11 protein-coding genes are annotated in these 14,433 nt (G+C 50.8%); 3 read left to right on the plus strand and 8 right to left on the minus strand.

Translation table 11 applies throughout. The features are described 5' to 3' along the window. Window positions 1-153: 153 nt before the first annotated feature. Window positions 154-600: a hypothetical protein gene (locus L1S32_RS05920; protein ID WP_278157131.1), complete on the plus strand. Its 447-nt coding sequence runs from the start codon at window positions 154-156 to the stop codon at window positions 598-600. A gap of 423 nt (window positions 601-1,023) precedes the next feature. Here the strand turns inward: L1S32_RS05920 and L1S32_RS05930 are convergent, their stop codons facing one another. The 5 genes from L1S32_RS05930 to L1S32_RS05950 all read right to left on the minus strand — a co-directional run bounded on the left by L1S32_RS05930 (window position 1,024) and on the right by L1S32_RS05950 (window position 8,668). Further along, a complete protein-coding gene (locus L1S32_RS05930; RefSeq protein WP_347403373.1) occupies window positions 1,024-3,384 on the minus strand; it encodes a PAS domain S-box protein in 2,361 nt (786 codons plus the stop codon). A 324-nt stretch (window positions 3,385-3,708) separates the two neighbouring features. Beyond that, entirely contained in the window at window positions 3,709-4,560 is an 852-nt protein-coding gene (locus L1S32_RS05935; RefSeq protein WP_278156978.1) for a hypothetical protein, read from the minus strand. Window positions 4,561-4,783: 223 nt separating this feature from the next. Further along, window positions 4,784-5,656: an META domain-containing protein gene (locus L1S32_RS05940; protein ID WP_278156980.1), complete on the minus strand. Its 873-nt coding sequence runs from the start codon at window positions 5,654-5,656 to the stop codon at window positions 4,784-4,786. 426 nt (window positions 5,657-6,082) lie between these two features. Continuing rightward, window positions 6,083-6,568: a HEAT repeat domain-containing protein gene (locus tag L1S32_RS05945; protein WP_278156982.1), complete on the minus strand. Its 486-nt coding sequence runs from the start codon at window positions 6,566-6,568 to the stop codon at window positions 6,083-6,085. Window positions 6,569-6,778: 210 nt separating this feature from the next. Then, the gene (locus L1S32_RS05950; RefSeq protein ID WP_278156985.1) at window positions 6,779-8,668 is read right to left on the minus strand and encodes a PAS domain S-box protein; all 1,890 of its coding nucleotides are present in this window, start codon (window positions 8,666-8,668) and stop codon (window positions 6,779-6,781) included. 301 nt (window positions 8,669-8,969) lie between these two features. Between L1S32_RS05950 and polX the strand changes: the two genes are divergently transcribed. Continuing rightward, entirely contained in the window at window positions 8,970-10,748 is a 1,779-nt protein-coding gene (gene polX, locus L1S32_RS05955; RefSeq protein WP_278156987.1) for a DNA polymerase/3'-5' exonuclease PolX, read from the plus strand. 220 nt (window positions 10,749-10,968) lie between these two features. Here the strand turns inward: polX and L1S32_RS05960 are convergent, their stop codons facing one another. Next, window positions 10,969-11,460, minus strand: a complete 492-nt coding sequence (locus tag L1S32_RS05960; RefSeq protein WP_278156989.1) for a hypothetical protein — start codon at window positions 11,458-11,460, stop codon at window positions 10,969-10,971. 162 nt (window positions 11,461-11,622) lie between these two features. Between L1S32_RS05960 and L1S32_RS05965 the strand changes: the two genes are divergently transcribed. Beyond that, window positions 11,623-12,564 carry an IS5 family transposase gene (locus L1S32_RS05965; protein WP_278156677.1) on the plus strand — a complete coding sequence of 314 codons (942 nt, stop codon included), beginning with the start codon at window positions 11,623-11,625 and terminating at the stop codon, window positions 12,562-12,564. Window positions 12,565-12,973: 409 nt separating this feature from the next. On the opposite strand, the gene uvsE is transcribed toward L1S32_RS05965, so the two are convergent. Together uvsE and L1S32_RS05975 are read right to left on the minus strand one after the other, a co-directional pair. Continuing rightward, on the minus strand, window positions 12,974-13,876 hold the full coding sequence (uvsE, locus tag L1S32_RS05970; RefSeq protein ID WP_278156991.1) for a UV DNA damage repair endonuclease UvsE: 903 nt from the start codon (window positions 13,874-13,876) through the stop codon (window positions 12,974-12,976). A gap of 72 nt (window positions 13,877-13,948) precedes the next feature. After that, window positions 13,949-14,350 (minus strand): STAS/SEC14 domain-containing protein, encoded by a 402-nt coding sequence (locus L1S32_RS05975; RefSeq protein ID WP_278156993.1) that lies wholly within the window; start codon window positions 14,348-14,350, stop codon window positions 13,949-13,951. Window positions 14,351-14,433: the final 83 nt, after the last annotated feature.

The raw sequence follows: 14,433 nt of genomic DNA on the forward strand, positions 1-14,433 counted from the left end.
TTTAGGGCAGGGATTTGTTTAAAAGAAAGAGGCAAATCACATCACGCCAAACCTGCCAGCAATCGAAAAAAACATAGACTAATCATACAACCCTATTCCCAGATTATCGTCGTCATCCCAGGTACTTTCAGCATCCTCCGGCTCTCTGCCGATTTGAACGGGAGATACGCATTTCTCAACAGTCACCGTGCTTCTGATATACGCCTTGGTGAGGATAAAACCGCATATAATAAAGAAAAACCAAATAGCGTCAATTCCGGCCGCAAAAAGGACAAGAAGTCCGAAAATGAACAGCAGAAGATCCATGAGTGTGCATTTCCGGATGAGGAAATCAGTCATAATTTTACATTATACACTACCCTGAAAACAGGGATAAATCTATTGTGCGCAAAAAGAGCCGCCGCCCAAACAGGCGTTCTAAGGAGAATTCAACTGTTATCGGCCAATTCAACGTTCAGAACGTTTGGAAGTGGTGGAGATCATCACAGCATTTCATTTTCAGAAATTGATAGCAGGGATAATTCAGACCAGGACTGCCTTTTTACTGCCCGTATGATCTCCATCGGTTCTGATGCAAATGGTTCAGAAAAATATGCATGAGTATAATCCTGCAGGTTCATTTTGAATGTACATTTTATCCTGCCAGTCTTCAATACCCCGTCCTCCCCCATCATATACAGTTCAGGGTTTCGTGAACGCCGTTTGCAGATGGCAGTGTGGTGGGTGGGTTGATAAAGTCAGGTTCAACCTTGAACGGCTGAACGGTGAGCCCCCGTTTCACAAGAGCAGATATCAGTGCCCCGGAATATCGTGATCTTGCCGCATCTGCTGTGGGTGCCTGCGATAATTATGCCAGGAATCATCGTAATCAGATATTGCACCAAAAAAGGATTTTCCGTTTCCTTTTCTACCTTTTTCAGAAGAACCCCGGAACAGTGAATTGTTGTATTGATACACCGGCTGTTTTTTCATCCCGAAAATAATTCCTGCGATGGTGGCATCTAACCATCACTTCGCACGTAATTATTCGTGGACCCGGTTTTCGTCATTGAACCGGAATTCATACTTTGGAACCACAATTTCAAACCGTGCTCCTTTGCCTTCGGTACCGGTTTCAGAGATTGAAATGCCGGTGATATCAAGAATTTCCCGGGTTAAAAACAGCCCGAAACCTGTGTTTAAACCAACACCACGTTCGAATATCTTCTCTTTCATATCATCTGCTATACCGATGCCATTGTCTTCAACGGTCAAAACCCCGTTCCCGTCTGTTTCATGGAAAGAAACATGAATGTCAGTCACATTACCACCATGCCTCACGGCGTTTTGAATAAGATTGTAAAAGACCTTTTCAAGCATATCGTCGGCAATAATTTCCAGTGGCCCGGTCTCAATCCTGACCTTTGCCCCGATAGCGGACACATTTGATGCTGCCAAACGAACCAAATCTTCAACAGACTGCCAGGTCGGGCTGTGTACTCCAAGCTCCTGATATTCACGGGTAAAGGCAACCTGACGCTCAATTAATTCTGTAGCCCTCACAATCTCTCTGAGATACTCCTCAGCTATTTCGTTGTCAATTTCCTCTTCCAGCATCTCTCCGTACCCAAGGAGAACACAGATCTGGTTGCCGATATCATGCCGGGTGATGGAGGACAGGAGGTGAAGTTTTTTGTTCAGGGTCTTCAGCGCATTTTCTGCATTTTTCCGTTCGGTGACATCTCTCGCAAAACCGCACTCATAATCCTGACCTCCAAAATTCAGAAAAACGATATTCAGTTCAATAGTGACGCTGGATCCATCCTTTTTTACAACTGTGGCCTCAAAAGTCAGGGAACCCTTCTTTTTTGCAATCTCCCAGAACTCCTTAAAGCGTTCGTACGGGTAATCCGGAGCAAAATCCGAAATGTGCATGGTGAGCAGTTCTTCCTTTGGATAACCAAACATATCGACAGCACTCTGGTTGACCGAAAAGAATCTGCCCTCGGTATCCGCCCACAGTATACCATCGGGGGCATGGTCAGCGGTAAACTGGGTAAACTTCAGATTATTCTCTGCTTCCTTCTGTCTGGAAATGTCAATGAAGGAGATGAGACTCTTTTTTGTGCCGGGAATGACTGAAACCGTCAGGCCAAGATTCCTGATCTCACCATTTTTATGAATCAGTCTGCATGTGAAAATACCGGGTGCTGTATCCCTATCCCTTTGCCTGAGATTCTGATATTTCAGGAGATTTTCCCGGTCTGCTTCCAGAACCAACTCAGGCCATACCATCTTACTTTCACACTCAGCTCTGGAATAGCCCCATATCTCTTCTGTTTTGGCATTGACCTTTGATACGGTGCCGTCCTCTTCAATAATCGCCACTCCCGCCCCGGCATATTCAAATGCCGTCCGGTAGATTCCTTCTGCCTGTTTGTAACCAGTCACATCCCGGATGGATTCAACGGCTCCGATAATACTGCCATCATTACCATAGAGGGGGGAGGCGCTAAACCACAGGTATGCCCCCTCACCGCTGCGCAGATGGGGAATGAATCTCTCACCACAGAATGTGCCCCCGTTTTCACCGTTCACTCCAGTATAGGAAACGTCAGTCTGCAAACCTCTGTTGAGAGCAAGATCTATCAGGATCGGACAGCGTTTGCCGTAAAACGGGAGGGCATATTCATAGTTTCCCTTCCCCAGCATTTCAGATGCAGAAATGCCCGTCATCTGCTCTATTGCACGGTTCCATGCAATCACCCTGCCTTCTGTATCTATTGCAAACGTCGCTTCAGGCAGGTAATCGATGACAGCCGACATCCGCTCTTCACGCTCAGGATGGCGCATTTCGGCACGGTGCTTTTCGGCCCGGTTTTTTTCGACCAGCCGCCTGACACAGTTCTGAAGTTCAGCAAACCGGACATTTGGCTCCCCGCCTTTCTGAAGGTAGTAATCAGCACCGGCATTCAGCGCCTCAATCACAACATTTTCCCCGCCTCTCCCGGTGAAGAGAATAAAAGGGATGGAATTTCCTTCACCACGGAGTATCTTCAGGAATTCAAGGCCGTCCATCCCCGGCAACTGATAACCAGATACAACCGCATCGTATTTCCCGTCCCGAATGGCGGGAAGGGCGTCTTCTGCAGAAGAGATGGTGTGTATGATGAAATCCACGCTTTGTTCCGGACATTGCTTCATTCCAGTACGCAATACGGCTTCATCGTCGACACAGAGCAGGGATATTTTATTTTCGGAACGTCTCAGAATATCACAAACCAGATATTGTGACCAATTTATGCTATTTAGTAAATCATTGCGAAACCATATTAATAATTGTACATTTTTACGTACCAGTGCGGAAAAACAGCAGGTGGATTTCTGCATCGCACCACTATGCATTCAATTTAGCCGGGGAGAATAGGGACAATATTCACAGGCATTCTGTCATTTCAGGCGTTTTCAGCCACCTTAGAGAGACCCACCCCATAAGGTTTCCCACGGGGATGATGAGCCGCTTTCCGGCACTCATCTGGCCGTTATCGGGACCCGGAATATATTTTTACAAGAGGAATTCAATGAAAATGACGACAGTGTATGCAAAAATACTATTCGTGTCCGGTTCCGGGATATGTGCACGCACACGGTTGCATGTCAGAAAGCATTCCATAGGTCGACGTCTCCGTCAGGACGTTTCCGTGTTCATCCGGAATAGACCGTAAAGGATCAGTATACTCCCTCACCGGTTGTCAGAAGCCCTTTCACCCAATATGTTCCGCGAGCCTCCCCCGTAAACTCATGGGCAACTCTCTCCCGGTATGAATTTGACTGCCAGCCGCCTATCCACCACTGGTTTATCCCCTGAAATTCAGAGGAGATGGAAAGGACATTCTCATCATCACAGGTGTATGAGAGAATAAACGGCACCTCAACAAGAGCACCGGACGTCCCGCCGCTCAGATAATAGTCTTCATAGACGACCCCTTCGGGACTGCTGACATTTTCCAGAATCCGGTAGGGCATGAACAGGGGCTCCGTTCCAAACGGCATCCGGGTATTAATCGTGTGCCCGGCATCATTATCATACATGTGAAGCTCCATTGCCACAAGGACCGGCGTCTCTTCTGAATAGTGGTTGGAATAGATGATGGTTGGCCGGGGAAGGTCGGACTCGTTTTGCCCCGGCATAATCGCAATCGGTTCGATACGGTTTTTGTATATGGGGTCTATCCGGTCAGCCGATAGATTCAGCATTGGGATGCCGTTCACCTGCTCAATTTGAGCGGATATACTGCCGGCACGGTCACCATTATCGAAACTGACACGGGACATATTGATAACGGTCTCATTCTGTCCGGAGGCCGGATTATAATAGGAAGGAACAGGAATGAGGAGAACTACATCTTCAATAGGCTCCGATGTGGAGAATTTCAGTTCGTAGATGTAAACCGATTGCGCACTCTCCGATGCGGTGAAACTAAAAAATCCAATCATTATAGCAGAGAACATGACCAGCACGACAATCAGCACAAGTATCGCGAGATTGACTCTCCCCACATCATCCGGAAGATTCCGCATTATCCGGTTATTTGGCATAGAATCGGGATAATTGTTTTCATACCCTTTTTCAGTGCCGCAGGTTTTCCGGACGGGTTTATTTTTGCCCCGGTTGTTCAGACTGCCGGGACGATGAGCAGGATATGAATCGTTTTTTCATTTGTGAGACCGGAGAAACTTCCGATTTCACGCATCTAAGCTAAACAAAAAGAGTGAGGTGAAAGGGGTGTGTATTTTGGTATTCCTACTCTGCTGCGGTGAACGTCAGGATGGTCTTCTCTGATGCGTCCTGCACGGTCAGGATATCCCCCTCAATCCCATAGCCTGCCGCTGCTTCCAGAAGGTTCAGGTAGGTCGTCTCCTGCACCATCGTTCCCTCCGGCTCATCGCAGAACATCTTTGTTGCACCAACCGGTCCGAACGAGAGTGCAGTGCCATCGGTTTCATAGGATGCAAAGTAGCTGTTGCACCCGGCAGACCCGGATACTCCCCCGTCTTCATCAACAATCAGGCTGATCTCCGTTCCGGCGATGACCGAAGAAACCGAGTCATTGCCGGTAGTGTATGAGGTCAGCATCCATGTGGTTCCGGTCAGGGGTTCAGGGGCAGGGGGCTGTGCCTTCTCAAAGACGAGCAGGACGGTTCCGTCTGCATCTGAGAGTTTCAGTTCATCTCCACCCATACTGAATGATGCAGTTTCACCGAGCAGGTTCAGGAACGTGCTCTCCTGTATCATCAGGGGGCCTGACCCTGCCATCAGGGTGCTCCCGATGAGTCCGAACGAGAGGGTTTCTCCATCGGTTTCGTAGGATGCGAAGTAGTTGTTAATACCTGCAGAGCCTGCGATACCGCCATCTTCATCGAATATCAGCGTGACCGGTGAACCCTCGGTGACAGAGACCAGCCCTGCGGTTCCGTTGTCATACGATTTCAGCTGCCATTCGGTTCCGTTCAGAAGCGGTGCACGGTCTGGTTTGGTATCGGTTCCGTTCAGGGCGTCACCACCCGTATCAGGGGATGCGGAGAGGCACCCTGCACTAAACAGACAGATTCCCAGCACAAGCACCGTTCCCATCAGGATTGGTATGCCTGTATTACGGTCGGTCTTTGTTGCCATATACTATCACATTGTCAGACCAACAGCATAAACAAACCTTTGACTACGAATAAATTGGAAGTCAAATATCCATCCGATTTTAAAAAAACACCCCAAATGCATTTTTTGGATTTGCCAAAATGGACTGGCAAATCCGTTGTCTGCGTTCTTGCCGGGAGGGGAGGGGGGGGTGACACCCGCATCACGGACTGCCGCTTTTTCGCCCCTTCCGGAACGAACGGCAGGAAACAGCACGTATGCCTCTGTACAAGTACATAGGTCTATTGTAAACCTGTGCGTGAATTGTAAACCTGTGCGTGATCTGCCGGCAGTATGCATCCGGCAGGAATCCTCATCACGGAAGGAATACATGAGCATCGACTGAAACGGGACAAATCAAGGCCCGATGAATGGATAAACAGGTCAAAAAGAGAACTAATAATGAATTCAGGACCCGCTGAAGGCTTCATCCACCCTTCCGCGGAATTCCTCTCCGGAACGTTCATACTCCCGGTTCACCGCTTCAACACCGGCAGGATCATTGATCTTCAGAAGCGCCGCTGCGGTCAGGATGCGGCAGCATTCCGACTCCTCATTCTGCATGATCCTGACTAATGGTTCAACCGCCTTGGGGCTCCCGATCTCGGCAAGTGCCCAGATTGCCGGGTTTCTGACGGAGACATCACGGGTGGATGCAACCTCAATAAGTGGTTCAACTGAGAATGTCCCTACCCGTGCCAGTGCCATTGCCGACCTCCAGCGTACATTCTGGTTCCCGGTTGTGAGCAATTCAACCAGGGGTGCAACGGCAGGCACCCCAATCCTTCCGAGGGCGTCTATTGCCCCAAGACTCCCGTGTATATCCTCTTTCTGCAACCGATCCATCAGCTGCGTGAGAGTATGCCTGTTTTCTTCCTCTACCTCTTCAGCCATCTCTGCCACCACTCCGCTACATGCAGCTATACAGCAACACATATAGATAGTAATTTACGGAGCAGTAACGCCCGCAGAAAGGCATCCGGATTCTGCTCCGCATACATTCTTATATCGGAATATTGCAGGCTGCACTCAGGCACCGTTGATCGCGGCTGGTCCTGCATGGTCCTACAGGATCATCTCCTCCCATTGACACAGACACCTCGCCTATTGGAGCGAATCGCTTCCCTTAAAGGACCCGACCAGCCCAATCACCTGACCATTTGTATCCGTGATGGCAGTGACCGTGACCTGCCCGGTGAATGTGGACTGGTCTTTCCGTATCCCGGAAAGTGGACCGGACCATTGTTGTCTCTTATCCAGAACAGGAATTCCATTCTTCGCAACCGCACTCCCTTTCAGAAATTCAGATGCGTGTTTGCCGGCAACTTCTTCCACGGAATCGTAGCCCCACAGGGACAGAAACGCAGGATTCACATATTTCAGATTCCCGTTTACATCCGCGATGCCAACGGCGCATGGCAATGCGTCAAGTACCTGCCCCCTGACTTTCAGCTCTTCTTTTACATCCATCAGCTCACTGATGCCCGAGAGCAGGACGCGGTGCGCCTGCCGTAATTCGGTAACATCCTCATAGATGATGAACTGGGTATTGTCGCAGAGAGTCACCGGCCGAAACAGGATGGCTCGTGTCTCACCGTTTTTGCACCGCACCGGAAAGGTGCGGGGACGTGCCTGGTTTTTCCCGGCCGTATTCAAATCCGACTTCCAGGTTGCAATCGCCCGGGCACGCAACTCTTCATCCGGAAAGGCCTTTTCGAACCAGTCCCTTCCGGTCGGTATATCGGCTAACGTATACCCAAACAGATCCGTGAAGCTATGGTTGATGTAGGTATAGCACCCCTCAGGGTCGATAATCGCAGCCGCGAACGGAGATATTTCAACCACTTCCCTGAACCTGTGGTTGCTCCGCCGGAGCCGTTCTTCGGTCATCCGCCTGCTGATGACAATCGATGCCTGCCGGATGAAGGATTCAAGGACACGGGTATCCGTGAGAGAATTCTCCTTCGACATGAACACACCGACATCTCCTAGGAGCTGTTCATTCCATGCGAAAAACGCCAGGTACACCTTCCCGATATTCTGCCTGTGCAGAATCTCTTCACAGACAGTCTCCGGAATCTGACGGAAGGTAAAATCATAGAAAGACAACCTGTCTTCCCCGGCCTTTGCGGCGAGACGGATCTCACGGATTCCTCTCTTTATTTCATCAGGATTTGCAAGAAGCGGGGATAAGAACACCTCATCGAGGGGAAAGACCATCCCCACCGGATCACGCCCGATATGTGAGGTGAGTGCATCCCGGAAATCCTGCCCCATCACCGCACGAACAGCAAAATGGCGCCTGATTTCATCATAGGACTGGACAAATACCCGCCCCTCCGGGATGAATTCGAGGAGCAGTTCGGCAATACGCTGATAGATATCCGTCCTATCCGGAAGGTCCACAAACTCCATCGCCGTTTTGGCGAGAAACTCCATGTTTTCCACATACCGTTTTTTTTCGGTAATGTCCTCCAGAACAATGGTGCGGCCCCTTTCGCCGTCCTCGAACACCGTGGGAATCACCTGCATCTGGTAGAAGAAATCCTCATTATTGTGCGTATGACAGACGTCGGTGATGAACTGTTCCCGCTCCACACCCTCAATGAACGCAATCATCTCCGCCGTTGAAAGCATGGGTATCGGAACATCCCGGATATTCTCCCCGATAATTTCGTCTTTCTTAACCCCGGCGAGCCGGAGCAGATGGTCATTGATCTGCACTACCGTGCCATTACTGTCCAGAACCACGATCAGGTTTTTGGTGAAGCAGAGAAATGCAGACATAGGGACACGCTGTGCAACCGAGTAGACCTTCGCGTTTCCAACACTACGCATATCGACCTGCCCACCCATCCGCAGCACTTCGAGATGTTTTGAGACAGAATTTCGGGTTATATGGGTCTGTTTGGCTATCTCTGAGATCGTCATACCTCTCGGCCGGAACCGGAGTGTCTTCAGGATGCGGGCAGCGGAGTCAGACTCCTGCTCCATGATCAAGGAGCGTCTTTGGTCATTCCTGTATTAAAACCGTTGCAATGCAATGCAGATGAACCGGCAGAATACGAATACTGCCCGCCTTATTGCCTGAATCCGGCATCGCCACGCAGAAACCAATGAACATTCGGTTTCAGGGCCCTCATGCCCCTTTTTTTCGGAATACGGCATTTCATCCTCATACACCCTGCATATGCAGATGTCCCGGCATGTTGAAGAACAATCCGGCCCCCCTGAGATGCCCTTACTGCGATGCCCTTAATATGTTCATATGCAGTAATGCTGGTATCCTCTCACTATGGAGGATGAAACCGGATGCCGGAGAGCCGGTGGAACACGGATGGCAGGAATGATGAGACAGCAGGTGACGAATACAGATATTGCCGCGATGCTCACGGAGATTGCAGATATCCTCACGCTCAGGGGAGTCGCATTCAAACCGCGTGCCTACCTCAGGGCGGCCCGTGCCATCGAATCCCTTGATGAGGAGATCACCGACATCTATGACCGCGGCGAACTTGAAACGATTCCCGGCGTGGGGTCTGCCATCGCAGCGAAGATCACGACCATCATGGAAGAGGGCACCCTCCCCTATCTCGACCAGCTGCGTGAAGAGGTGCCGCCGGGTCTCCGCGATCTGATGGAAATTGAAGGGATTGGCCCGAAAAAGGCTCACCTCCTGTATACCGAACGGGGCATCACCGGCATCGAAGACCTCGAGGCTGCGGTGAACGGAAAACAGGTGCGCACCATCCGGGGGTTCGGGGAGCAGTCGGAAAAAAAGATCGCGGAGAGTATCCGGGTCTGGAAGGAGCGGCACACCCGCTTTCTCCTTGGATACATCCTGCATGATGCAGAGGCAATCGGGAAGAAACTCCAAAGCCATCCGGCAGTCATGGAGGCGTGTCTGGCGGGGTCCATCCGCCGCCGGAAGGAGACCATCGGGGATGTGGATATTCTGGTCTCCACCGACGACCCGGACACGGTCTCGGCATTCTTCTGCTCACTCCCCGAACGACGGCGGGTGCTGATGCAGGGGCCGAAACGATCCACGATTGTGCTGGCAGAGAACCTGCATGTCGACCTGCGGGTGATACGGCAGGGCCAGTTCGGCGCCGCCCTCCAGTACTTCACCGGTTCAAAGGCACATAACATCCGCCTGCGCCAGCGTGCCATCGACCGTGGATGGAAACTGAACGAATACGGCCTTACGACACGGGATGGAGCTGAGGTCATCGCCCGTGAACGGGAGGAGGATATTTATGACGCCCTGGGCCTTGCCTTCATCCCTCCCGAACTCCGGGAGAACAGCGGCGAAATCGAGGCGGCGGCGGAAGAGAGGCTTCCCCGTCTCATTGGGTACGGGGAGGTGAAAGGCGACCTGCATGTGCATACCCGGTGGAGCGACGGCGCTCATACCATCCGGGAGATGGCAGAGGCCGCACGGGAACGGGGATGCGAATATATCGCCATATGCGACCACTCGGAGGGTCTGCCCGTTGCCCACGGCATTTCCGCAGACGCCATTTTCAAACAGGGCAAAGAGATTGCCGACCTGAACCGGGAGCCCGACGGCATCACCGTGCTGCACGGCATCGAGGCAAACATCGACCGCGACGGAAGTCTGGATGTCAGAAAGAAGGTCCTCCGCGACCTCGACTTCGTGATCGGCAGCATCCACTCCTCATTCCGGCAGCCGGAAGCGGAGATGACCGAACGGCTGCTCACCGCCATCCACCATGACCATCTGGACATGATCGGCCACCCCACCGGCCGCCTCATCATGAAACGGGACCCATACCGGTTTGATATGGACACGGTCTTTGAAGCGGCGGCCGCAGCACATGTCCTGATGGAAATAAACGCATTCCCCACCCGGCTCGACCTCTCGGATGTCAACTGCCGGAGGGCACATGCCTCCGGCGTGATGATGGGAATCGGGACCGATGCCCACCATATGGACCATCTCCGGTACCTTGAACTGGGCATTGCGGTGGCCCGGAGGGGGTGGCTGGAAAAGGGGGATGTGATCAATACGCGGCCGCTTGCGGAATTCAGTGCATGGCTGGAGAAGTGAGAGGCAACGGTGCCTGAGCCTGAAATAAGACCTCAGGTTCACGGAGGCGCAGAAAATGGGATTCACATCACCCGACAAATCCCACCGATAGCCATCAATCCATCCGCAGGAGGCAGTCATCCGGAAAAGAAGAAATCTGGAATTGCGATGCAGAGGAGTACGGGTGGCAAAAATGATAAACGGGTGAGCCAAAAAAGAGAGAGAGATGAATTGATGTTTCTCAGACGACCAGTTTACATTTCACCTGGACGTTTCCGTCAAAACTGTGTCCCACCCCGATTGAGTTGAATCCGGTATAATACATGCCGAAATTACCATCATACCCGGTGAATGACAAGGTATCCGGCTCAGCGTTTGAACCTTCGCCATAATCGGCAACAGTAAGGGACCAGTCGCCATCTGCATCAGACCCGGAGAGTTGTGCATAGAAACCGGGAGCACCGTTATTCTCGCCGAGGCCACAAACGAAGGATTCAACATCCAGCTTCAGTTTTTCCATCGACTCGTGATAAACGATGTGGACTTCACCCTTTACCTCACCATCCTTTTCCATCGCATGGAAAGTGACGGTTATATTCCCGACGGCATCATCATATACCATCCCCCCTCCATTGACCTTGCAGCTATCCCACTCACAGCACACCGCTGACGCAACACCTGTCATCGCAAGCAGAATGGTGCATGCAATCAGCCCTGCATAAATCTTCTTCATTTTTTACCTCCGTGCACCGGGGATGTTACCCGGGCACCACCACACATTGACGCCCTGAAGAAGGACATACCAATACCACACCGACGGAAACGAATCATAGAGAATTTCTAAAAACCCCACCCAACCAGAAGTACTTTATACACCTCTTTCGATCACTAATTGATGAGTAATTTCACTAATTTTGCAATTAGGTATGAATACGAGCGTATTGCTGAATTGGGTGATAAGCTAGGAGAAGTTGAGAAATTGATCGACTGGGAAGCGTTCCGCCCCTTCCTTACAGGTCTCTATTCGAATAACACCGAAAAGGGTGGTCGCCCTAATCTTGACGAAATTCTGATGTTAAAGATGCTTATTCTGCAACAATGGCATGGTTTGTCGGATCCAGAACTTGAACGACAAGCGAATGACCGAATATCCTTTCGTCAGTTTCTGGGATTTCCGGATAAAATCCCTGATCGTTCAACGATCTGGGCTTTTCGTGAAAGGCTCTCTTTATCCGGAAAAGACAAAGATATCTGGAACGAACTTCAGCGTCAGCTGGATGCAAAAGGTCTCACAATAAAGAAAGGGATGATTCAGGATGCAACCTTCATCCATTCGGATCCCGGGCATGCATCTTCTGATACTCCTCGGGGAGAGGAGGCAAAGACCAGGAGAAGTAAAGATGGAACCTGGACAAAAAAAGGAGGGACATCTCATTTTGGATTCAAATTGCATGCCATCATTGACAGAGAATATGATTTGATCCGAAGGGTATGCACAACAACTGCATCCGTTCACGACAGCCAGATAGACTTGTCTGAAGAAGGTGAAGTAGTGTATCGCGATAGAGGGTATCAGGGAGCAAAATGCAAAGGATACGATGCAACCATGAAGAGGGGGGCCAGAGGCCATCCCATTGGTATACGGGACAAACTCCGAAATGAGAGAATCAGTCGAAAAAGGACAAAAGGAGAAAGACCATTTGCTGTCATAAAATCAGTATTTACTTCTGGAACTGTGAGAGTGACAGAATTGGGCAGAGTAAGGGTGAAGAATATGTTTTCTGCATTTTCATACAATCTCTATCAGTTGAGAACGATTGAAAAACAGAGTCTTTAGAGCGATAGCCATCTGAAATTGCCTAATTATGAATGACTATGTGAGACAATTTCCCTCTATTTAGGCATTTATTGTGATATTGTTGTTCGAAAAATGGGGATAAAAGTAATCCTCCATAATAAATACCTGTGGAATGATTCCTTTCCGTCCCGCTCTCACTTCCCTGATTTTCTCCAGAGGCAATCCTAGATACACCTCATAGCCCATATACATTATGGGACCAAATTGAACCAGGATTGTAATTTTAAGCTTAAATTATCACAATAATGCAACCGGATGCCGCCCAATTTTTTATTCATGCAATTTATGTGTTCAGAAGAAGTCATATCCCGCGATATGATTTCAAATACGGAATCGAAGGCAAAAATGCCAATATCTTCCTGATGTAGTCCCGGCGGAAAACGATCGGTTACGGATTTCTCACGAGACGTCCATCCCCCTCCAGTGCCGCAAGGGCACGAAGGGCGCTTATCTCCTTATCCTTGATCTCAAGCATGATATCGACGTCAAAGGGCCGGATTGCCCCGGTGAACCCCAGAAAATCAGGAATATCGATCGTTGCCGCATGCCGCCCCGGCCGACCGTCCGGGTCCTGCGTGCTGTAATCGACCATCGGGAGGCCGTCACGGGACCCCCATGTCGCGGCAACGTCCGGATAAATCTCTCCCGCCGCTTCCTCATACGAGGCGTTCACCCGGTGATGCAGGGTGTCAAAGATGACCGGTACGCCTGTCTCTGCATGAACATGAAGACAGTCGCGGGCCGTATACCGCCGGTCGTCGTTTTCTATCACAAGGCGGCGGAGGACCGGTTCATCAAGGTTGAGATACCGGTCAATAAACCGGGCAATGCCCGCCTCGCGGTCGCCGTAGACCCCGCCGACATGGAGCTGAATCTTCGCGGTCGTATCAAGCCCGAGCAGGTCCAGCACCTCTGCGTGATAGGCAAGTTCGGCAATGCTTCGCCCGAGAATATCCGGGTCTTTTGCATTGAGCAGGATGAACTGGTCCGGGTGCATCGATATCCGCATCGCATGCTCCCGAATATATGCCCCGATGGCAGAGAACTCTTCCCGGAAGGTCTCCTGCCAGTCGGCCGTGCATACCGGGTGGGAGGCGAAGGGGACGAGGTCTGAGGTGAGACGGAAGAAGAGAATCCCGTGGCCGGCATTATACCGGAGAATTTCTCCGAGGCACGCAAGGTTCCCCGCCAGTGTCGAGAGCAGGCGCTCATCGGAATAGGAGCGGAGACGAAACGTCCGGCTGCTCCGGCAGGAGAGCGACTGGTTAATGCACGGGTATCCTATTTTCATTCTTCACCTGCAAAAGGCGGGGAATGGTCGTGCCTCATCCAAATGGCGCTCCGATTCACCGGAAGAACGATATTACTGGAGCGACGCATGCATCCTTCTTGTCTGCGGCATGCCTTCGCGTATCCAGTCCCATGCATCCTGCTCACAGTTCTTCCGGAAGAACCGGAGATCACTGTTCGGGAAGAGGAAGAAATGGTCCACATAGTTTAGTTTTCTCTCCCATTCCTCGTCACCAACGATGGCCTGACGCTCGATATACAGCACCCGTGAGTCCTCCCTCACGTCATCGTCCATTGCCCCGATACCCTCACTCTGCAGATCGGAGATATCAACAAACAGACGTATCACGCCATATTCCTCTATTGCCCGGCGCAATGGCGGCATGAAGACTTCATAATAATCTTCACTCGTAATCTCACCGATGAACTGAAACCCAACCAGACATCCGTGGCTTTCCGATAGTAATTCAATCATTTTTCCTCACCTCTTCTCCCCCGAACATGGGAATGACACAATAGAATCCGATGCATATCACCAGAACATCACCTCTCCTTCAC

Source organism: Methanogenium sp. S4BF (genome assembly GCF_029633965.1).
Classification (GTDB): Archaea; Halobacteriota; Methanomicrobia; order Methanomicrobiales; family Methanomicrobiaceae; genus Methanogenium.